This is a genomic window from Roseateles amylovorans (assembly GCF_025398155.2).
GTDB classification, from domain to species: Bacteria; Pseudomonadota; Gammaproteobacteria; order Burkholderiales; family Burkholderiaceae_C; genus Roseateles; species Roseateles amylovorans.
This window is the reverse complement of sequence record NZ_CP104562.2, coordinates 4327322-4347777: the sequence shown is the minus strand read 5'-3', so window position 1 is coordinate 4347777 and position 20456 is coordinate 4327322. Positions and strand designations below refer to the sequence as shown.

The 20456-nt window shown below is 69.4% G+C and carries 24 protein-coding genes; 23 read left to right on the top strand and 1 reads right to left on the bottom strand.

What is annotated here, in order from left to right; all coding sequences use genetic code 11:
* The first annotated feature begins 7 nt into the window (after positions 1 to 7).
* Genes fliF through N4261_RS17870 form a run of 16 tightly spaced genes read left to right on the top strand, consistent with a single transcriptional unit; the run spans position 8 to position 14098 of the window.
* Complete coding sequence (fliF, locus tag N4261_RS17945) at positions 8 to 1825, top strand: flagellar basal-body MS-ring/collar protein FliF (protein WP_261756645.1); 1818 nt, start codon at positions 8 to 10, stop codon at positions 1823 to 1825.
* Positions 1809 to 2846 carry a flagellar motor switch protein FliG gene (locus N4261_RS17940; RefSeq protein ID WP_261756644.1) on the top strand — a complete coding sequence of 346 codons (1038 nt, stop codon included), beginning with the start codon at positions 1809 to 1811 and terminating at the stop codon, positions 2844 to 2846. The genes fliF and N4261_RS17940 overlap by 17 nt, the downstream gene beginning before the upstream one ends.
* The gene (gene fliH, locus N4261_RS17935) at positions 2843 to 3676 is read left to right on the top strand and encodes a flagellar assembly protein FliH (protein WP_261756643.1); all 834 of its coding nucleotides are present in this window, start codon (positions 2843 to 2845) and stop codon (positions 3674 to 3676) included. Before N4261_RS17940 ends, fliH begins: the two co-directional genes overlap by 4 nt.
* On the top strand, positions 3673 to 4995 hold the full coding sequence (gene fliI / locus N4261_RS17930; RefSeq protein WP_261756642.1) for a flagellar protein export ATPase FliI: 1323 nt from the start codon (positions 3673 to 3675) through the stop codon (positions 4993 to 4995). Before fliH ends, fliI begins: the two co-directional genes overlap by 4 nt.
* Positions 4992 to 5711 carry a flagellar FliJ family protein gene (locus N4261_RS17925; RefSeq protein ID WP_261756641.1) on the top strand — a complete coding sequence of 240 codons (720 nt, stop codon included), beginning with the start codon at positions 4992 to 4994 and terminating at the stop codon, positions 5709 to 5711. The genes fliI and N4261_RS17925 overlap by 4 nt, the downstream gene beginning before the upstream one ends.
* Positions 5701 to 7065 carry a flagellar filament capping protein FliD gene (gene fliD, locus N4261_RS17920; protein WP_261756640.1) on the top strand — a complete coding sequence of 455 codons (1365 nt, stop codon included), beginning with the start codon at positions 5701 to 5703 and terminating at the stop codon, positions 7063 to 7065. Before N4261_RS17925 ends, fliD begins: the two co-directional genes overlap by 11 nt.
* 5 nt (positions 7066 to 7070) lie before the next feature.
* A complete protein-coding gene (gene fliS, locus N4261_RS17915) occupies positions 7071 to 7457 on the top strand; it encodes a flagellar export chaperone FliS (protein WP_261756639.1) in 387 nt (128 codons plus the stop codon).
* A gap of 10 nt (positions 7458 to 7467) precedes the next feature.
* Complete coding sequence (fliT, locus tag N4261_RS17910; protein WP_261756638.1) at positions 7468 to 7836, top strand: flagellar protein FliT; 369 nt, start codon at positions 7468 to 7470, stop codon at positions 7834 to 7836.
* Complete coding sequence (locus N4261_RS17905) at positions 7833 to 9296, top strand: flagellar hook-length control protein FliK (RefSeq protein WP_261756637.1); 1464 nt, start codon at positions 7833 to 7835, stop codon at positions 9294 to 9296. The genes fliT and N4261_RS17905 overlap by 4 nt, the downstream gene beginning before the upstream one ends.
* A 35-nt stretch (positions 9297 to 9331) precedes the next feature.
* Positions 9332 to 9841: a flagellar basal body protein gene (locus N4261_RS17900; RefSeq protein WP_261756636.1), complete on the top strand. Its 510-nt coding sequence runs from the start codon at positions 9332 to 9334 to the stop codon at positions 9839 to 9841.
* Between the two features lie 21 nt (positions 9842 to 9862).
* Positions 9863 to 10576: a FliA/WhiG family RNA polymerase sigma factor gene (locus tag N4261_RS17895; RefSeq protein WP_261756635.1), complete on the top strand. Its 714-nt coding sequence runs from the start codon at positions 9863 to 9865 to the stop codon at positions 10574 to 10576.
* A gap of 25 nt (positions 10577 to 10601) precedes the next feature.
* Entirely contained in the window at positions 10602 to 11534 is a 933-nt protein-coding gene (motA, locus tag N4261_RS17890) for a flagellar motor stator protein MotA (RefSeq protein ID WP_261756634.1), read from the top strand.
* Positions 11524 to 12483 carry a flagellar motor protein MotB gene (locus N4261_RS17885; RefSeq protein ID WP_261756633.1) on the top strand — a complete coding sequence of 320 codons (960 nt, stop codon included), beginning with the start codon at positions 11524 to 11526 and terminating at the stop codon, positions 12481 to 12483. The genes motA and N4261_RS17885 overlap by 11 nt, the downstream gene beginning before the upstream one ends.
* A gap of 37 nt (positions 12484 to 12520) precedes the next feature.
* Positions 12521 to 12856 carry a flagellar biosynthesis anti-sigma factor FlgM gene (gene flgM, locus N4261_RS17880; RefSeq protein ID WP_261756631.1) on the top strand — a complete coding sequence of 112 codons (336 nt, stop codon included), beginning with the start codon at positions 12521 to 12523 and terminating at the stop codon, positions 12854 to 12856.
* Entirely contained in the window at positions 12853 to 13317 is a 465-nt protein-coding gene (flgN, locus tag N4261_RS17875) for a flagellar protein FlgN (RefSeq protein WP_261756630.1), read from the top strand. Before flgM ends, flgN begins: the two co-directional genes overlap by 4 nt.
* Positions 13304 to 14098 carry a glucosaminidase domain-containing protein gene (locus N4261_RS17870; protein WP_261756629.1) on the top strand — a complete coding sequence of 265 codons (795 nt, stop codon included), beginning with the start codon at positions 13304 to 13306 and terminating at the stop codon, positions 14096 to 14098. The genes flgN and N4261_RS17870 overlap by 14 nt, the downstream gene beginning before the upstream one ends.
* Positions 14099 to 14271: 173 nt before the next feature.
* Here N4261_RS17870 and flgA read toward each other — a convergent pair whose 3' ends face one another.
* Positions 14272 to 14982 (bottom strand): flagellar basal body P-ring formation chaperone FlgA, encoded by a 711-nt coding sequence (flgA, locus tag N4261_RS17865; protein WP_261756628.1) that lies wholly within the window; start codon positions 14980 to 14982, stop codon positions 14272 to 14274.
* A 133-nt stretch (positions 14983 to 15115) separates the two neighbouring features.
* Between flgA and flgB the strand changes: the two genes are divergently transcribed.
* The 7 genes from flgB to flgH all read left to right on the top strand — a co-directional run bounded on the left by flgB (position 15116) and on the right by flgH (position 20406).
* A complete protein-coding gene (gene flgB / locus N4261_RS17860; protein ID WP_261756627.1) occupies positions 15116 to 15490 on the top strand; it encodes a flagellar basal body rod protein FlgB in 375 nt (124 codons plus the stop codon).
* A gap of 89 nt (positions 15491 to 15579) precedes the next feature.
* Positions 15580 to 16005 carry a flagellar basal body rod protein FlgC gene (flgC, locus tag N4261_RS17855; protein ID WP_261756626.1) on the top strand — a complete coding sequence of 142 codons (426 nt, stop codon included), beginning with the start codon at positions 15580 to 15582 and terminating at the stop codon, positions 16003 to 16005.
* An 85-nt stretch (positions 16006 to 16090) separates the two neighbouring features.
* Positions 16091 to 16750 (top strand): flagellar hook capping FlgD N-terminal domain-containing protein, encoded by a 660-nt coding sequence (locus N4261_RS17850; RefSeq protein WP_261756625.1) that lies wholly within the window; start codon positions 16091 to 16093, stop codon positions 16748 to 16750.
* Positions 16751 to 16858: 108 nt separating this feature from the next.
* A complete protein-coding gene (locus N4261_RS17845; protein WP_261756624.1) occupies positions 16859 to 18067 on the top strand; it encodes a flagellar hook protein FlgE in 1209 nt (402 codons plus the stop codon).
* Positions 18068 to 18161: 94 nt separating this feature from the next.
* Positions 18162 to 18896: a flagellar basal body rod protein FlgF gene (locus N4261_RS17840; RefSeq protein WP_261756623.1), complete on the top strand. Its 735-nt coding sequence runs from the start codon at positions 18162 to 18164 to the stop codon at positions 18894 to 18896.
* A 50-nt stretch (positions 18897 to 18946) separates the two neighbouring features.
* On the top strand, positions 18947 to 19735 hold the full coding sequence (gene flgG, locus N4261_RS17835; protein ID WP_261756622.1) for a flagellar basal-body rod protein FlgG: 789 nt from the start codon (positions 18947 to 18949) through the stop codon (positions 19733 to 19735).
* Positions 19736 to 19737: 2 nt separating this feature from the next.
* Positions 19738 to 20406 carry a flagellar basal body L-ring protein FlgH gene (gene flgH, locus N4261_RS17830; RefSeq protein ID WP_261756621.1) on the top strand — a complete coding sequence of 223 codons (669 nt, stop codon included), beginning with the start codon at positions 19738 to 19740 and terminating at the stop codon, positions 20404 to 20406.
* Positions 20407 to 20456: the final 50 nt, after the last annotated feature.

Genomic DNA, 20456 nt, shown 5'->3' with positions numbered 1-20456 from the left:
CCGCCGCATGAACGACATCCAAACCTTGCCGGCCGCGCCGACGTGGCGCCAGCGGCTGACAGCCGTGCTCGGCGGCTTGTCCGGAGGCTGGGCCAAGGCCGGCCCGGCGGCGGGCGCCGGCCTGCGCGGCCTGGCACCGCTGCTGGCCCTGGCCGCCGTGGTGACCGCCTTGGTGCTCACCCTGCTCTGGCGCGATCAGGCGGGCTACAAGCCGGTCTTCGGACAACGCGAACGCGTGGCGACGGCCGATGTGCTGGCGGTGCTGGACGCGGAGCACATCGCCTACCGGCTCCATCCCGACAGCGGCCAGGTGCTGGTGCCGGAATCGGAGCTGGGCCGTGCCCGCATGCTGCTCGCCGCCAAGGGCGTCGTTGCCAAGCTGCCGGCCGGGCTGGAGCTGATGGACCGCAGCGATCCGCTGGGCGTGAGCCAGTTCGTGCAGGACATCCGCTTCCGCCGCGGCCTGGAAGGCGAGCTGGCGCAAAGCATGATGGCGCTGGATGCGGTCGAATCGGCGCGGGTCCACCTGTCCATCGCCAAGAGCAGTTCCTTTGTGCTGAACGATGGGCAGAAGAGCGCGGCCTCGGTGATGGTCACGCTCAAGGCCGGTCGCACCCTCAGCCACGAACAGATCGCCGCGGCCATCAACCTGATCGCGGGCTCGGTGGCCAATCTGGAGCCGTCGCGGGTGAGCCTGGTGGACCAGGCGGGTCATCTGCTGTCCGCGCGGGTGGACCTGAGCGAAGGCTTCGAGGGCGGCACCCAGGGCGACGAAGCCCAACGCCGCGTGCAGGACGAAGTGCGGCGCAATGTGCATGAGCTGCTGGCCCCGGTCCTGGGGGATCAGAACTACCGGCTCAGCGTCACCGCCGAGGTCAACAACGACCGGGTGCAGGAAACCCGCGAGCAGTTCGGCGATGCGCCCAAGCTCACCAATGAAGCGATGCGCGAAGAGCAGGAACGCGAACGCATCGCCTTGGGCGTGCCCGGCTCGCTGAGCAACCGGCCGCCGGCAGCGATGGCCGCGGCCGCTGCCTCGGCCGCTCAGGTGGGCCCGGACGACACCGCCGGCAACAACAACAGCAACACCGCACGCAAGAACGCGTCGACCCGCCAATACGCCTACGACCGCAGCATCACCCAGGTGAAGAAGAGCCGCGGTCGGCTGGAGCGGTTGAGCGTGGCCGTGCTGCTCAACACCGCCGCAGCGCCCGGCGGTGCAACGACCTGGTCGACGGACGACATCGCGAAGGTCGAGCGTCTGCTCAGCGGCGGCCTGGGCTTGGACACCACCCGCGGCGACAAGCTCAGCGTGTCCACGCTGGCCTTCCCGGTCGCCCCGATCGCCGAGCCCTGGTATCAGCAGCGCGACACGCTGGTGGAGTTCGGCGGTTGGGCGGCCTATGCGCTGGCCGCCTTGCTGGGCTACCTGCTGATTGCCCGGCCGCTGTTGCGCATGGGCCAGCACGCGCTCGGCATGGAGCGCCGCAGCGGCGACCGTGCCACCGCCGGCCGCGGTGACGCCGGCAACGAGCGGCGCGGCCAGGGACCGGAGCTCACACCCCTGGAGCCGATCGGTGGCGCCGCTGCCGGTCACGTCGCAGCGGGCGCGTCGCTGGACGGCGCCTCCGCGCGGCCGACCTTGGCCGGGCCGGCTGCGGGCTCGGCGGTGTCGACGCTGCTGGAGAACTTTGAACTGCCGCCGCCGGGCTCTCCGGTCGACGTGCTGGTGGACCACCTGAAGGTGCTCGCGGCCAAGGAGCCGGAGCGGGTGGCGGAAGTCGTCAAGCAATGGGTGCAAAAGAAAAATGGCCGAAGCGAGTGAGTTCATTCCGCCCGGCAGCGCCTCGTCGCTGAGCCCGGTCGAGCGTGCCGCCATCGTGCTGCTGAGCATGGGCGAAGAGCCGGCCGCGGCGGTGCTGCGCTGCCTGTCGCGCGAGGAACTGCTGGATGTCACCCAGGTGATGTCGCGGCTGTCCGGCATCAAGGTCGACTGGGTGAAGACCGCGCTGCAGACCTTCTTCGATGACTACCGCGAACAAAGCGGCGTCCACGGCGCCTCGCGCAGCTACCTGAAGCGCTCGCTGGACCTGGCGCTGGGCGGCCAGATCGCCTCCAGCGTGCTCAACAGCATCTATGGCGATGCGATCCGTCCCAAGATGCAGCGGCTGCAATGGGCTTCGCCCAAGTGGTTGGCGGAGCAGATCAGCCATGAGCATCCCCGCATGCAGGCGGTGTTCCTGGCCTTCCTGCCCAGTGCGCTGGCCAGCGAGGTGATTGCCGCCTTGCCCGAAGGCCCCGCCGGCGGCCGCGATCAGGTGCTGCTGCAGATGGCCCGCCTGTCCGAAGTGGATGCGGACCTGCTGGCCGAGCTCGACGAGTTGGTCGAGCGTTGCCTGGGCGGATTGGGTCAACAGGGCGCGACCGTCGAAGGCGTCAAGCAGGTCGCCGAGATCCTCAACCGGCTGCCCGGCCAGCGCCAGCAGATGGTCGAGCTGCTGCGGGCGCACGACCCGCAGGTGGTGGGCGAGATCGAGACCAGCCTGTACGAGTTCTTCATGCTGTCGCGTCAGAGCGAGGCCACGCTCACCCGCCTCATCGAAGAGGTGCCGCTGGAGCTGTGGGCGGTGGCGCTCAAGGGCGCCGAGCCGGCCGTGCGCGATGCCATCTTGGCCGCCATGCCGCGCCGTCAGGCCCAGAGCTTCGAGGACCTGATCCGCCGCGGCGGGCCGATGCCGATGAGCCGGGTGGAACAGGCGCGCGCCGAGATCATGACCCAGGTGAAGGCCCTGGTGGATGCGGGCGAGATCCAGGTGCAACTGTTTGCCGAGGCGGTCGTCGAATGAAGACGGTGCGGCCGCATCGCTTTCCGCCGCTGGCGCAGTTGAGCCACGGCGGACCGGACGCGCTGGTGCGCGCGGTGGCGCTCAGTGGCGCGCAGGCCGCCCAGGCCAGTGCGCAGCTGCAGGCCAGCCTGGCCCAGGGCTTTCAGGAAGGCCTGACCAAGGGCTATGAAGAAGGCTATGCGAGCGGTCTGCAGACCGGACAGTCCGATGCGCGCTCGGCCGCCCAGGCCGCCGGCCATGCGCAGGGGCTGGTCGCCGGACGAGAGGATGCGCGCGCGCTGTTGTCCAGCCCGATCGCCGCCGTCGACACCTTGTTGACCCATCTCTGCCAACTGCAGCAGGACTACCAGGTCGCGATGCGCCGCGAGGTGGTCGAGCTGGTCGAACGCGTGGCCCGTCAGGTCATCCGCGCCGAGCTGACCTTGCGTCCGGCGCAACTGATGGCCCTGGTCGACGAGACCCTGTCCGCCATGCCACCGGCCCGTGACGGGGTCGAGGTCTTCCTGAATCCGGAGGACCGCGAGCGCCTGCTGGAGCTTGCCCCTGAGCGGACCAAGGACTGGATCCTGCATGCCGACGCCTCGTTGGATGCGGGCGAATGCCGGGTCATCGCCGGCGGACGCGAGGCCGATGCCGGCTGCCGCCAGCGCCTGGCGGCCTGCATGACCCAGGTGCGCGGCCAACTGATTCCCGAAAGCGCCCGCGAGGACGGCACCGAGCCGGGTGACCTGATCGCCGACGCAGATCCCGCGTCTCACGACACGTCGTCGTTCGATTCGCTGGCGACCCTGTCGACGGGCGCGGCCGATCTGCAGGGGGAACGCCCATGATCAGCAATGCGCTGCGGCGGGTGTCCTTGGGCGATGTGCCGGTGGCCACGCCGACGGGCCGACTGGTCGGTGCGTCCGGGCTGTTGCTGGAAGCCACCGGCTGCACCTTGCGCACCGGTCAACGCTGCCTCATCGAGACCGGTGGCGGCGAGGGCGGACCGGCCGAATGGATGGCGGCCCAGGTGGTCGGCTTTCGCGATCAGATCGCCTACCTGATGCCGTTCAAGAAGCCAGACGGCCTGGCCAGCGGCGCGCGAGTGCTGCCGGCGCCGGAGCGCTCCACGCTGATGATCGGACCGCAATGGCTGGGTCGCATCGTCAACGGTCTCGGGGAGCCGATCGACGGTCTGGGCCGCCTGAGCGGCGACCTGCCGCTGCAGCTGGTGCCGCCCAAGGTCAATCCGCTGCGCAAGAAGCCGGTGCAGCAGCCCCTGGATGTGGGCGTGCGCGCGATCAACGGGCTGCTGACCCTCGGACGCGGGCAGCGCGTGGGTTTGATGGCGGGATCGGGCGTGGGCAAGAGCGTGCTGCTGGGGCTGATCACCCGCAACACGGTGGCGGATGTCGTGGTCGTCGGCCTGATCGGCGAGCGCGGCCGCGAGGTGCGTGAATTCATCGACCTGTCGCTGGGCGCCGAGGGCCTGGCCCGCGCGGTCGTGGTGGTGGCGCCGGCGGATGAATCGCCGTTGATGCGGCTGCGGGCGACCGAGTTGTGCCACAGCATTGCCGCCCACTACCGGGACCAGGGCCAGCATGTGCTGCTGCTGGTGGATTCGCTGACCCGCTATGCGATGGCGCGCCGCGAGGTGGCGCTGGCGCTCGGCGAGCCGCCGGCCACGCGCGGCTATCCGCCGTCGGTCTTCAGCCTGTTGCCCGAACTGGTGGAAAGCGCGGGCAATGGGGAAGGCGAGGGCAGCATGAGCGCCATCTACACCGTGCTGGCCGAAGGCGATGACCAGCAGGATCCGGTGGTCGACACCGCACGCGCCATCCTGGACGGGCACATCGTGCTGTCCCGCGCGCTGGCCGAGCGCGGCCACTATCCGGCGATCGACGTGGCCCAGTCCATCAGCCGCTGCATGGCCCTGGTGGCCGATCGTCCGCAGCAGGACCTGGCCCGTGCGCTCAAGCAACTGATGGCGCGTTATGAACAGGTGAGGGAATTGATGCCTTTGGGTGCCTATGTCCCGGGCGCCGACCCGGCCACCGATCGGGCCGTGGCCTTGTGGCCGCGGATCGAAGCCTTCCTGCACCAGGGGACGCATGAAGGCGCGCCGCTGGCCCAGACGCAGGCGCGGCTGAGGGAGTTGCTGGCATGAGCACGACAAAGGGGCCGAAGGACGTCCACGGATACGGCGGCTCTGGCGGCTCGGGCGGCTCGGGCGCCTCGCTGCGCCAGCCGCTGGGTCGGCTGGTGGAGCTGCAGCAGCTCCAGCTTGATCGCCGCCAGGCGCAACTGGTGGCCCAGCAGCAGTTGTGCCAACGGGTGCAGGGCACGGTCGACCGCCTGGAGGCCTTGGGCGCGCATGCCACCTTGTCGGGGACGCAACTGCCCGGGCTCGCGCAGAACAGCGCGGCCTACAAGCAGGCGATACTGGCCTGGGCGGATCAGCAGCGTCAGGAGCTGGTCCGACGTCAGGCGGAGCTGGCCCAGGCCCGTGCCGAGACCCTGGCGGCCGCACGCCGGCAGGAATCGCTTCGACTGGTGCTCGATCGGGCCGAGGCGGGTGCCCGGCGCGAGGCGCAGCGCCAGGAGCAGAAACGTCAGGACGAGATCGCCTCGCGCTGCACCGGCCTGCCGGGGCTGTGGAACGCGCGGGTCGCTTCGACATCGGTGGCCTCATCCGCTGGGGCGTCGACCTCGGGCGCCGCAGCCGCATCAGCATCAGCATCAGCCGCCGCCGGGTCTCCCGTGACCCGATCGGCCGAGGCCACGCCGGTCTCGGTGACCGGGTTTAAGCCGCAGCCGGTTTGGGTCGCCTTGGTCCAGGGAAGTCTCATCGACACCCTTGGAGGAGCCCGACATGGCGACTAGCTTCGACCCGAACACCATGGCCAGCAACCTGGCCACCGCCTACACGCAGCCCACGCAGACCCTGCTGGATGCACAGTCGCGCTCGGCCCAGGCCACGGCCACCGGCCTGACCAAGCTGCAGAGCGCGCTGTCGGCCTTCAACTCCGCCTTGACAGCCCTGTCTGGCAAGGCCGGAACCGGTCAGACCCTGGCCCAGTACAGCGCCACGCCCAGCGACAGCACGGTGCTGACCGCCACCGCGACCGGCAAGGCGCAGCCGACCAGCACGCCGCTGTTCGTCGAGCAACTGGCCACCAGCCATCAGGTCGCCTTCCAGGACCTGCCGGCGGTGCCGGCCGGCCCGGGCAGCATGTCGGTGCAACTGGCCAACGGCAGCGGTTTCAATGTGGACCTGGCCAGCGCCGACTCCGACGGCGACGGCACGCTTTCCCAGTCCGAGATCGCGCGGGCGATCAACACCGCCGCCAACGGACAGGCCACCGCCATGGTGGTGACGGTGGGGGGCGCCACCCAACTGGTGCTCAGCGCGGGCGTCAGCGGCGCGGGCGGTCAGCTCACCCTGGACACCAGCGGCCTCAGCGGCCCGCTCAAGACAGCCCTGGACGACATCACCAAGCGCAAGGAGCTGGTGCCCGCGCAGGACGCGGTGGTCTGGCTCGGCGCGCAGGGCGCCGGCGTGCGCCTGCAGCAGGCCAGCAACACGCTCACCGCGATCGAAGGTGTCACCGTGACCCTGAAGAAGGCGCAGGCCACGGGTGCCGCGCCGGTCAGCCTGACGGTGGCCCGCGACGACAGCGCCACCAGCGCCAAGCTGCAGAGCTTCATCGATGCCTACAACACGCTCGAGAAGACGCTGGACGATCTGACCGCCGTGGGCGGCGGCACTGCCACCGCCGGCGCATTCGCCAGCGATGCCGGCGTGCGTTCACTGCGTGATCGCCTCAGCACGATGCTGCGGGCCGACTACGGCGGCAGCAACCTGCGCAGCCTGGGCGTCAACATCGATCGTTACGGCCAGTTGAGCCTGGACAGCGCCAAGCTGACCAAGACCCTCAGCGCCAAGCCCACCGCCTTGGACGACGTGCTGGGATCGAGTGCCCTGTCCGCGCCCAGCGGCGTGCTGGGGGCCTTCGACAAGTTGGTGGACAGCTGGACCGACAGCGCCAGCGGCCAGATCAAGACCCGCCAGGCCACGGTGCAAGCCCAGCAGAAAAGCATCGGGGCGCGCCAGACGCGTCTGGACACCCAGTACAGCCAAGCCTACGAACGCTACCTCAAGCAGTTCACCCAATTGCAGAACCTGCAATCGCAGCTGTCCGACACCGGCAGCCTGTTCGACTCCATCGCCGCCTGAATCCGATGAGCCACGACGCCTACCAAAGCTACCAAACCGTCCATCTGCATGCGCAGACCGCGCAGGCCTCGCCGCTCCAACTGGTGCTGGTGCTGATGGACGGGCTGCTGGACGAACTCGCCCGCGCCCGCGCCCACATCGAGGCCCGGCGCTATGAGCTCAAGGCGGTGAGCCTGGACAAATGCGTCAGCATCATCAACGGCCTGTCCAGCGCGCTGGATCTGGAGAGCGGCGGCGAGGTGGTGCGCAACCTGGCGCAGCTCTACGACTACTGCGCCGAGCGTCTCTATCGCGCCGGTGTGGAGCTGGATACGGGCATCGTCGACGAAGTGCGTCGCCTGCTCGGCCAGATCCGCGGCGGTTGGCAGGGCGTGCTGTCGCGGCACGGTTGAGGACACCACGATGCCGGTCTCGTCCCCTCGGAATCCGTCGCCCACCGCCGCGAGCCGCGTGCCCGCGCCGCGCTTTCTGGTGCGGCTGCAGGCCCTGTCTGACCGCTTGCGCCATGCCGGCGCCGCGCACGACTGGTCGGCCCTGGCGCAGACGGATGCCGAGCTGGCGCAGTGGCTGGGCACGCTGGATCCGGTCACGCTGAGCGAGGCCGACCGTGCCGCGCTCCAGCCCTTGCGCCGCCTGCATGCGCAGGTCCGGACGGAATGCGAGCGCGAGCTCGATCGACTGCGCCAGACCCTGGCGCAGATGCAGCAACAACGCCATGGCTGGCTCGCCTATGCGGAGAGCCACGCCTGGGGACCGGAGTCGCCACCATGAGCATGACGGTGAACAGCAGGGCCGGGTCGCTGGCCGATGCGACGAATCCGATCGATCGCGCGAGCGCTGCAGGCCCGGCTCGGGCGGCGTCGACATCCCTGCCTGAGGCCGGCGACCGCCCACGGGCCGCACGCGGCGCCGGAACCTTCTCGCAGCACCTGCGGGACGATGCGGATCGGTCGCGCGCCGCGGACCGCGCCGATGCACGCGATGCACGCGATGCACGCGAGGCAAGTCAAGCGCGACAGGCCGACGGCGCGCAGCGCGCGTCCGACGGGCCTGACGTGACGGCCACAGAAGGCACAAATGCCAAGCCGGTGAAAGCGGAGGGCGCCGCCGCGCTGGCCGCCTCGCCTGCGAACGGCGTGCATGGCCCGGAGGCCCAGGAGGCTTCGGCGCCCCTCGTGATCGAGGCGTTGCCGATCGACGCGCTGAAGCAGGCGTTGGCCGCCGGTCAGGGGCAGGGCGCAAGCCCCGCCGCCACGGGCTCTGCCCACGAGGCGTCGCCCAGCGGTCAGGGAGAGGGCGAGCCGACCGATCCGCCGTCCGATGGGGCCCATCCATCGGCGATCGCTCAATCGCTGCTGGCGCAGTGGCTGCCGCCGCAGTTGCCGGTGGTGATGCCCGTCGCGTCGCTGGTTCAATGGATGGCCTATGGCGCCGACGCTGGGGCCCATGGCAATGGCGCCGAGTCGGAGGCGGACCTGTCCCGCAACGGCGCCCGTGGCGCGATGTCGGCGCTGAGCGGCGCGTTGGTGGTGTCCGCGGCATCCGGAACCTCGGCCTTGTCCGTTTCTGCCGTCTCTGCCGCTTCCTCGCTGTCGAGCGCCGCAGGCGCGACGGGCGCGGGCGGTGGCGCGTTGGCGATCGATGCGCGTCCTGCCGCCCCGACCGACCCTTCCGCCTGGATGGGCCTGCCGCGCTGGAGTGCCGAGTGGATGGCCGCCGCCGCATCGGCCGGCGCCGGCAGCGACGCGGCACCCACCCTGGCCCTGCCAGCGGATCGCAGCGCCTGGCAGCAGCCGCTGCTGCAGGCCCTGGGCGAGCGGCTGCAGCTGCAGTTGGTCCAGCGCAGCGATCAGGCGCGGCTGCATCTGGCGCCGCCGCAGCTCGGGCGCATCGAGATCGACATCCGCCAGCAGGGCGGCACCCTGCAGATCCAGTTTCACGCCACCCACGAGGAGGTGCGCCAGCAACTTCGCCATATCGCGGAGCCGCTGCGGCATGAGCTGGTGCAGCGCCACAGCGGCGAGGTGTCGGTGCAGGTGGCTTCCGGCGGATCGGCCTCGGCCGATGGCCGTGGCCGGGAGGGCTTTGGGGGGCAGTCGTCCGCAGGCGGTCAATCGCGCGATGCGCAGCGTCAGCCCGGCCGCGCCCTCGGCGACGACGAGACCGCCACGGGCGCCTCCGCCGCCTTCTCCCACTTCGGCGATGCGCTGGCGGGCCACGGCCCCGCCTGATGCCGGTCACGGCCACAGAACCCGAGGACACCCAGATGAAGAACAAAACCAAGCTGATCGCGCTGACGGCCGCCGTGGCCCTGTTGGCGGCCGGTGGCGCCGGTGCATCGGTGTGGTGGTGGCAGTCGGCCAAGATCAAGGCCGGCGCCCGCGCGGCGGGCCAGGACGGCAAGGCGGATGCCGCTGCTGCTGCCGCCGAGACCGAGGCGAAGACCGAGCCCGCGCCCGACTACAAGTACATCACTCTGGACAAGGTGCTGGTGATGCTGCGCGGCCCCAATGGGTCGGCGGTGTCGCACTACCTGGCGGTGGACATCGTGTTCAAGGCCCTGCCGGAGCAGGAGAAGCGCACCAAGGAGCATCTGGCGCTGCTGCGCACCATCGCCGTCAAGGCGCTGTCGGTGCACACGGTGGAGAGCGCCCAGGCGATGAGCGTCGAGGACTTCGCCCGGCTGCTCAACAAGGCCTATGCCGACAGCTATGCCGCCGATCGGCGCGATCCGCCCTTCGCCGAAGCGCTGATCGGCAAGCTGATCATCGAGTGACCGGACGTCAGGAGCGCACACGTGCAACACGCCTACGCCGAATGGGGAGCCGCCGCCACCGCGGGCCTGAGCGCCGACCTCGAGCAGCGCACGCTGCGCGAGTACGCGCCGCTGGTCAAGCGCGTGGTGCGGCAGCTCTCGGCGCAGGCCAGTGCGGTGATGGACCGCGAGGACATGGAGCAGATCGGCCTGATGGGCCTGCTGGAAGCCCTGCGTCGCTATGGCCAGCCGGATGGGGGCTTCGGTCCGTTCGCTGCGCTGCGGGTGCGCGGTGCCATCCTGGACGAACTGCGCCGCCAGGACTGGCGTCCGCGCACCGTGCGTCAAGGCAGCCACAAGTTGCGCGATGCGCTGCGGGCGCTGACCCGGCTGCTGGGCCGCGAGCCGACCGAAGCCGAGATCCTGCAGCGCCTGCAGCTCACACCCCAGGCCTACCAGGACTTCCTGCAGGCCGAGGTGGCCGAGGAACTGGCCAGCTTCGACGAGCTGGTGGAGGAACTGGCCCAACTGCCCAGCGACCACCGCAGCCCGGAGGCGCAGTTGATGGTCACCCGCTCGATCGCGCAGGCCTTGTCGGCCCTCAACGAACGCGAGCAGCGGGTCATCCAGCTCTATTACGAATTCGACGCCAGCCTCAAGGAGATCGCCGCGGTGCTGGATCTCACCGAGGCGCGGGTCTCGCAGATCAACAAGGCGGCGCTGGCCAAGATGCGCGCCTTCCTGCAACAGGGCTGAACGGCCGGGACATCAGGACCAACACATGCAACCCCTCATCGGAATTCTGATCATCCTCGGCTGTGTCTTCGGCGGCTTCATGCTGCACGGCGGCAGCTTCAAGGTCATCTGGCAGCCGGTGGAACTGCTGATCATCATGGGTGCCGGCCTGGGCGCGATCGTGCTGGGCAATCCGCGCCATGTGCTGTCGGAGATGCTGTTGCAGCTCAAGAAGCTGGTCAAGCGTGACCACCACGGCCAGGAATTCCAGCGCCAGCTGCTGCTGCTGATGTACGAGCTGCTGCAGGCCGCAGCCGGCGGCCTCAAGGCGCTGGACGCTCATGTGGAAGCACCGCAGCAGAGCGTGCTTTTTCAGCGCTATCCCTTGATCCTGAACGAGCCCAAGCTGCTGGCCTTCATCGTGGACAACTTCCGCCTGATGGCCATGGGCAAGATCAGCGCGCATGAGCTCGAAGGGGTGCTGGAGCAGGAGCTGGAGGCGATCCAGGACGAGCTGACCCAGCCTTCGCGCTCGCTGCACAAGATCGCCGAGGCGATGCCGGGATTCGGCATCCTGGCGGCGGTGCTGGGCATCGTGATGGCGATGAACCAGGTCGCCGACGGTGCCGGCACCGGCGAGATCGCCATCATGGTCGCCGCGGCGATGGTGGGCACCTTCATCGGCATCTTCTTCTGCTACGGCGTGCTGGACCCGCTGTCCAACATGATGAAGCAGTTGGTGCATGAGGAACTGGCCTCGCTGGAATCGGTCAAGGTGGTGCTGGTGACCCATGTCGCGGGCAAGCCGCCGCTGCTGGCCATCGATGCCGGCCGTCGCCTGGTGCAGCTCAACATCAAGCCCAGCTTCGCGCAGCTGGAGTCGTGGATCGAGGCGCTCAGCGGCAAGAGTGAACAGACCACGCCGCGCCGCCGCGCCACCGACCGGGTGCCGGGCGAAGGAGATCGTCGTGCAGCCTGAACTGGTCGGCGGCAAGGCGGTCCGCGGTGGGGATCACCCCACCGTGGTCAAGCGCGTGTCGCGCAAGCATGAGGACGAGGCCCATGGCGGCGCCTGGAAGGTCGCATTCGCCGACTTCTGCCTGGCCCTGCTGTGCCTGTTCCTGGTGCTGTGGCTGCTGGCCGCGCGCAATGCCGAACGCTTGCAGGTGGTGCTGCAGAACGCCGGCGCCAACCTGATCGACGACGGCCAGGGCCTGACCAATTCCATGGCGGCCGGCTCCCGCGGCAGCATGATCGAGCGCCATCCGGTGCCCGCCCGCAGCGAGGCCCTGGACCCCGGCGATCCGACCCGGGGCATCGCCGAGTCCCGCGTCGGCAAGCCCAGTCTCGATTCCCCGGAACAACTCCAGGCCTTGGCCAAGCGCATTGCCGGACTCGCCGCGGAGGAGGGCCTGGAAGGCCACCTGCGCACCGCGGTCACGCCGCAGGGCCTGCGCCTGCAGTTGCATGACACCGAGGTCAGCGGCATGTTCGAGCGCGGCAGCGCCCAGCCCAGCGCACGCCTGCGGGCCCTGTTGCGCAAGCTTGGACCGCTGCTGGCGGAGGTGCGCAACCAACTGCTGATCGTGGGCCACACCGATGCCACGGCCTATCAGGACAAGTCGCCGGGCGCGTTCTCGAACTGGGCGCTGTCCAGCCACCGCGCCATGGCCGCCCGGCATGAGCTGCTGATGGGCGGCATGCCGGAGAGCAGCGTGCTGCAGGTCAGCGGCATGGCCGAGGCCGCGCCGCTGGATGCGCAGGTGCCGACCGCGCCGATCAACCGCCGCATCGAATTGATGCTGCTCACGGCCTCGCAGTCCCGCGCCATGGCCCGCATGTACGGCGCCGGCGACTGGCGCGACCCCCAAGAACCCACCGAACAGCTGCGGGGTTTCCACCGCGCAGCCGCGTCGGCCCCGCAGTGAGGGCGGTGCGATGCGAACCCGATCCAAAGGTGAACGTATGAAGATGTCTGGCCAAGGACCGTTGACTCCGATCAATGGCAGCACTGCCGGTGCGGCAGCGCCCGTTGCCGCTGCTGCGCCCGTTTCCGGCACGGCCTCCGCCGCAGGCGCCGATGGCGTCAGCACGCCGACGACGACCGGCGGCCCGGCGTTGCAGGCGGGGCCGCTGACCACCGACTTGATGAAGCCGGCCCAGGCGGCGATGGCGGACATGCCCGAGGTGGATCCGGTGCGGGTGGCCGCCTTGCGCGAGGCGCTGGCCAACGGCGAAATCCGCTTCGATGCGAACCGCCTGGCCCAACTGATCCAGCGTTTTCACGGAGGCCACTCGTGAGCTTGGTGGGCACCGCCATGCGCCGCGGACCGGAGAGCACCGTCGCCGTGCTGCTGCAGCATCTGCGTGAAGGCCTTCGGCTCGACCTGCGTCGCTACGGCGAACTGCGTGCGCTGCTGGAGGGCCAGTTCGGTGCCGCGCTGGCCCATGACCCGGTGCGGATGGGCGAGCTGTCGGCGGCCATCCTGGCGCTGTCGGACGAATTCGAAGTCACCCGGCTGCGCCGCCACGAACTGCTGGTGGCGCTGCTGGGCCGTGGCACACCGACGCATCTGCGCGCCCTGGTCGAGCGGCTGCCCGATGCAGCGGCCGAGCCCCTGCTGACCCTGTGGCGTCAGCTGGAGACGGCCCTGAGCGAATGCAAGGCGCTCAACCTGCGCAACTGCGAACTGATCAGTGAGCAACAGGCCTTGATGCAGCAATTGCTGGGCCGCGAGGAGCATGTCTATGCGCAACCCTGACTGGCGAGCCGCCGACCTGTCCGGGCTGCCGAGCTTCGGCCCGGCCACGCAGGCCAGCGCGGTGCGCAGCAGCACCGGGGCGGCCAGCGCTGCGCCGTTCGGCGGCCTGTATCGGGAACTGAACCGGGAGGTCACCCGCTACATCGAGCAAGGCGACACCGCCTCTGCGGCGGCACCCGTGTCCGCGTCCCTCAGCCCGGAAGGTCTGTGGAGCCGGCAGCGGGCGCAGGTGGCGCTGCTGGGCGCTGCGGGGTCGACGCCCGGCGGCCTGGGGGCCGTGACTGCGGCGACGGGCCAGGAGCCCGCCGTGAGCGAAGCCCAGCGGCAAGCATTTGTGGATGAGCTCATGCCGATCGCCCGCCAGGCCGCCAGCCGGCTGGGCGTCGCGCCTGAGGTGCTGACCGCGCAGGCCGCGCTGGAGACCGGATGGGGCCAATCGCCGATTCGCAGAGCGGGTGGCGAGAGCAGCCACAACCTGTTCGGCATCAAGGCGTCCGCCCAGTGGACTGGAAGCGTCACGTCGGCCGCGACCACCGAGATCGAGCAGGGCCTGGCGGTGCGGCGCGAGCAGCGCTTTCGCGCCTACGACTCGCCGGCGCAGTCGTTCGACGACCTGGCCCAGCTGATTCAAGGCAACACCCGCTATCAGGCGGCGATCGGCACCGGTGCAGATGCACGGGCCTATGGCCAGGCGCTGCAGCGCGGCGGTTATGCGACCGATCCGGCCTATGCCGACAAACTGGCGCGGGTGGCGGCACGGATCCAGGGAGGCGCACGATGACTCCCCGCCTCGCCAGGTCGATCACGCCAGCGGCCCGCTTGCGGGTCTGCGCGACAACGGGCCGCCGGGCCGCCGCCTTGAGCGGCGTTGCCCGCCGCTCGACGACGCCTCGGAACCCGAATGCCGCGCCAGAATCGGCGCTGCCGGGTCGCGCCCGCGGGGCCGGTCTTGGCTCAGCGCAGCTCGGCGGGTTCGACCAGGCCGGCTTCCAGCACGCGCGCCTGGATCACGCGGCCGCTGGCGGCGTTGCGCACCCGGATCACGCCCTGTCGGGCGCCGTGTTCCAGCGCTTCGCCGCGGCCTTCCACGGTGATGCCGTCACGGCGGGCCTGGATGCGCACGGTGTCGCCGCGCCGCACCACGATCGCGGCGGCCAGCAGGCGCTTTTGCAGCAGCTGGCCGGGCTTGAGACCGGTGCGTGCCGCCAGTCCCGCTTCCAGGCTGGAGATCGCGTCCGGCGTCTGGCTGATGTCGCGCCGTTGCAGTTGCACCTCTGCTTCGCCGACCGGCTGGCCGCTGGCCACCGGCTGAGCCATCACCAGCACCTCGGCGCTGAGGCTGGCGCGCAGCAGGAAGTCCTGCGGCGGCACGCGGGCGGCGTCATCGGCGCAGCGGGCCACCAGGCGCAGCCGCATCAGGCTGCGGGTGTCTTGCACCGTGATGTCCCAGTCGCCGGGGCAGGTCGGGCGGCGGCGCGGCGCGGGCTGCGTCAGTTGCACCTCGGGCGCGATCAGACCGGCCTGCTGGGCCTGGTCGAGCAGCGCCTGACGGGCCACGTCCTGCACCTGCTGATCGAGGTCGGCAGCGGCCCAGGCCGCACCGGTGGCCAGCATCAGCCCGGCGAGCAGGGCGCTGCGGCGGACGCGGCCATCAATCATCTTCATCGTGCGACCGCGGCCCGGACTGCGGGCAGGCAAATGACCGGACGAGGCGAATCCGCGCGTCGCACATCGGAATGTCGACCCGCGGGTCATCCAACCACGGGTCATCGAGCAACAGGCCAACAGGGGAACAGGCATGAGCATTGATTTCAGCAAGGCGACCGGCATTCATGACGACGCCCTGCGCCTGCGCGCGGAGCGGACCAAGGTGCTGGCGTCCAACGTGGCGAATGTCAGCACGCCGGGCTACCAGGCACGGGACATCGATTTTGCAGCCTCCCTGCGCTCGGCGCTGGGCAGCGGCGATGGATTTGTCGACGACCTGCCGCTGGACACCGGTGGGCAGGACCTGATGTACCGCGTGCCCTACCACCCCGCGCAGGACGGCAACACCGTCGAGCTGGGCGTGGAGCAGGCGGCCTTTGCGCAGAACGCGATGGAGTTCCAGACCAGCCTGACCTTCGTGAACATGAAGCTCAAGGGCCTGGCCAAGGCCATCAGCGGGCAGTGACGCGGCGCTGCTGCAGCGATCCGCATCCTCACCGCTCTCCAGAACCGCCCATCCCGACCGCCCATCTAGACCGTCCACCGAGAACCGCCATGTCCTTCAAACAGATCAGCCAGATCGCCGGTTCGGCGATGTCCGCCCAGACGGTGCGTCTGAACACCATCGCCAGCAACCTGGCCAACGCGCAGTCCGCCGCCGGAACGCCGGACAGCACCTATCACGCCCGCAAGCCGGTGTTCGCCGCGCTGGCGGCGCGTGAAGGCCTGGGCGAGCAGCAACTGCCGGGCGCCCGGGTGCAGGTGCTGGATGTGGTCGAGAGCCAGGAGCCGCTGCGCAAGGCCTATGAGCCGGAGAACCCGCTGGCCAACGAGAACGGCGAGGTTTTCTATCCCAACGTCAACCCGGTGGCCGAGATGACCGACATGCTCTCCGCCTCCCGCGCCTTCGAGACCAATGTGGAGGTGCTGTCGCGGGTGAAGTCGATGCAGCAGTCGCTGCTGCGGCTGGGCGACGCCTGAGCACCGCCGTCGACATGTCCGCCAACGTCCTTTCCGTCGACCGATTTCCATCCGTCGTTCCCCCATCCGCCTCACGGAGCCCCGCATGAGCAACGCCGTCCAGACGACCAGCAGCACCGGCCACACCGCCGCCAAAGCCAGCGACAGCGTGGCCGGCAACGGCGAGCTGAGCAGCATGTTCACCACCTTGCTGGTGGCGCAGATCAAGAACCAGGATCCGCTGTCGCCGCAGGATCCGGCCCAGTTCGTGAGCCAGCTGACCCAGCTCAGCCAGGTCGAATCGATGCAGCAACTGGCGTCGCAGGGCCAGACCAACGCCGGCATGCTGGCCAGCCTGCAACTGATGACGCTGGGGGCGCAGGTTGGCTCGTCGCTGCAGGCGGCGGTGTCGTCGGTGCAGCTCTCGGGCGCGCCGGTGAACCTGCGCTTCACCCTCGATTCGTCCAGCCCCGGCAATGTGCTGGTGCTCACCGGCAGCGATGGTCGCGAGCAGCGGGTGGCGCTGGGGTCGCTGGGCATGGGCGAGCAGGCCTACACCCTGGATCCCGCCAAGCTCGGCCTGGCCAACGGCCGCTACAGCGTGCGGGTGGAGGCCGAGAACAAGCAGGCGGTCACCGTCGAAACCCTGGCCCGCCTGGACGGCGTGCGCCTTGCCGCCGACGGCAACGTGATGCTGCAGCTCGCCGGCATCGGCGAAGTCACCAGCCAGGCCATCACCCAGTTCAAGGGCCGCGCGTCGTCCTGACGCGGTTCCTGTTTGCCATCGGCGCGCCGCTGACCCTGCACGCTCCGTCTTCGAAGTTCCACGTCACACGCTTCACGGCTCACGCCACCCAGCTTTCCGGAGATCACCATGAGTTTCGAAATCGCACGCTCGGGCATCAATGCGGTCAACGCCAGCCTGGACACCATCAGCAACAACATCGCCAACTCCGGCACCTACGGCTACAAGGCCAGCCGGACCAACTTCTCGGCGATGGTGGCGGACAACAACGCCATCGGCGTGGAGGCCAGCTCCACCTCGCAGAGCATCCAGATCGGCGGCGGTCTGTTCAGCACCGGTCGCGGCATGGATGCGATGGTCCAGGGGCGCGGCTTCTTCGCGGTGCGCAATGATGCCGGGCAGACCGTCTTCAGCCGGGTGGGCATCTTCAATGTCGACAAGGACGGCTTCGTGGTGGACACGCTGGGTCGCAAGGCGCAGGGTTATGCCGCGGTGCTGGATGCCAACGGCCGTCCGGTGCCCGGTGCCGGCCTGGGCGCCTTCGGTGATCTGAAGGTCGCCACCGGCCAGATCTCGGCACAGCCCAGCTCCACCCTGGCCTTCAACGGCAACCTCAGTGCCGACTGGACCGTGCCGGCCATCGCCCCGTTCGACAAGGACGACTCCCGCAGCTACAGCAGCTCGGCGACCTCGGTCATCTACGACTCGCTGGGCACCAAGCACAGCGTGACCCAGTACTTCGTCAAGACCGGCGTCGGCACGGTGGATGCGTACTACAGCTTTGACGGCGCCGCGCCCGCCGGTGTCGGCGCGACGCTGAACTTCAATGCGCAGGGCCAGTTGACCGCCGTCCCGACGGTGACCCTCAATGCCGCACCGGCCAACGGCGCTGCGCCGCTGGTGCTGGACATCAACTACACCGGCACCACCCAGTTCGCCGGCGACACCACCACCCTGACCAACGAGACCAACGGCTATGCCGCCGGCACCCTGACCGGCACCAGCATCAGCGAGGACGGCTCGGTGGTGGCGGCCTACAGCAACGGCGAGAAGCAGGTGGTGGGCACGCTGGCGCTGGCGACCTTCGCCAACGAGGGCGGGCTCAAGCCGATCAGCGACACCAGCTGGGAGAGCAGCGTCGAGAGCGGCGTGGCGCTGTATTCGCGACCCGGTGCCGGTGCGGCGGCCAAGCTCTCGGGCGGCGCATTGGAGCAATCGAACGTGGACATCACCGGTGAGCTGGTCAGCCTGATGAGCGCCCAGCGCAACTACCAGGCCAACACCAAGGTGTTGTCCACCGAGAACGATGTGATGCAGGCCCTGATGCAGGCGATCTGAGCGCACGACCTGACCCCACGGCGCTTGGCCGTGGCGCCACCGCGTTGGCCCAGTCTCCCGCCCTTCCTTCAGTCACCCCTACAGCAAGGTAACCATGGACGCCCTGATCTACACCGTCATGAGCGGCGCCGAGCGCATCCAGCGCGCCCAGGCCGTGCATGCCAACAACCTGGCCAACCTGGAGACGGCGGGCTTTCGCGCCAACCTGGAGCAGGCCAGCGCCGCGCAGGTCAAGGGCTACGGCTACGACGGCCGGCACCTGGCCCAGGCCCGGTCCGATGTCGTCAGCGCCAGGGCCGGCGGCCAGCGCGATACCGGCCGTGACCTGGACCTGGCGATCCAGGGCGAGGGCCTCTTCGCAGTCGCCCAGGACGGACCGGACGGTCCCGAGGCCTACACCCGCTCCGGCAACTTCACCGTCGACGCTCAGGGCCAGTTGCGCCTGGGTCGTCATGCGGTGCTGGGGGAGGGCGGCCCGATCGTGCTGCCGCCGCATGACAAGCTGGAAATCCTGGCCGACGGCACGGTGGCCATCCTCACCGGCAACCAGGCGGAGCTGCAGGCGGTCGACCGGCTCAAGCGCGTGCGGCCCGACTTTGCCGAGATGACCAAGAACGAAGCCGGCCTGCTGGTGACCCGCGACGGCAGTGCCCCGGCCAGCGATCCGTCGGTGCAGGTCGCCGGCGGCAAGCTGGAGGCGAGCAATGTGTCTGCGGTGGAGGAGATGGTCTCCACGATGAACCTGGCCCGTGACTTCGAACTGCAGATGCGTCTGTTCAAGGCCGCCGACGGCATGGCCGACAGCGGCAACCGGCTGATGCGCGAGTAAGCCTCGCCCACGGCCACCCATCCCAACGACATCAAACCAAGGAGTTGCCCATGAACCCCGCCATGTGGATCAGCAAGACCGGTGTGCAGGCGCAAGACGCCAAGCTGCAGGCCATCGCCAACAACCTGGCCAATGTGAACACCGTCGGTTTCAAGCGTGACCGCGTCATGTTCGAGGACCTGTTCTATCAGGTCGAGCGCCAGCCCGGCGCGCAGGCGGAGGACGGCACCTCGGCGCCCACCGGCGTGCAGATGGGCAACGGCACCCGGCTGGTGGGCACCCAGAAGGTGTTCACCAACGGCAATCTGCAGGCCACCGGGCAGAGCCTGGATGTGGCGATCGTGGGCAACGGCTTCCTGCAGATCGAAGGGCCGAATGGTCGTCCCGCCTACACCCGTGCGGGCCAGCTTCAGATCAATGCGGAAGGACGCCTGGTGACGGTGCAGGGCCAGCGCGTGCAACCGGAGATCACCATCCCGGCCAATGCGACGGCCGTGACCATCGGCGAAAACGGCCTGATCAGTGCCACCGTCGCCGGCACCGCCACGCCCAGTGAACTGGGTCAACTGCGACTGTCCCAGTTCCTCAACCCTGCCGGTCTGCAGGCCCTGGGTGACAGCATCTTCCAGGAGACGGGCGCCAGCGGCGCGCCGACCGAGGGCGTGCCCGGCGAGAACGGCCTGGGCAAGCTCAAGCAGGGATCGCTGGAGGGCTCCAATGTGCAGGTGGTCGAAGAGATGGTGGACATGATCGCGGCCCAGCGCACCTATGAAATGAACACCAAGGTGCTGTCCGCCGCGGACAACATGCTCCAGGTTCTGGCCCAGGCGGCGCGCTGATCATGGGCCGCGCCCTTGTTGTTGCGATGGCCGTGGCCGGGTCGCTGGCGGTGACGGTGCTGTCGGGCTGCAGCGCCATCGCGCCGCCGGCGCTGCCCAGTGCCGATCCCGGTCCGCTGCCCTTGCCGCTCACCGGAAGCCCACGGCCGTCCGGCGGCGGCGTGTTCGTGGCGGGCCGCAGCGCCAGCCTGATCGCCGACACCCGCGCCTTCCGCGCCGGTGATGTGCTGACGGTGGTCCTGCAGGAATCGACCCAGGCCAGCAAGAGTGCCGGCACCCATTCCGACAAGGAGAGCCGCATCGACTTCGGACTGAACCTGAACGGCAAGTCTCGAGCCTACGGCATCGCCAGCGACCACGACTTCAGCGGCAGCGGCAGCAGCACCCAGCAGAACGCGCTGCAAGGCGCGATCACCGTGGTGGTGCAGGAAGTGATGGGCAACGGGTTGCTGCGGGTGGACGGTGAGAAGAGCCTGGTGCTCAACCAGGGTGAGGAGCTGGTGCGTCTGGCCGGCTATGTGCGGGCGGCCGATGTCGACAGCGAAAACCGTGTCTCCTCCCAGCGCATTGCCAATGCGCGGATCCGCTACAGCGGCCGCGGGCACCTGGCCGACGCCAACACGCCGGGCTGGTTGACGCGCTGGTTCAACAGTCCTTGGAGTCCGATCTGATCATGAAGAAATTGCTGCTCCTCTGGACCTTCGGGACCGTCCTGGCGCTT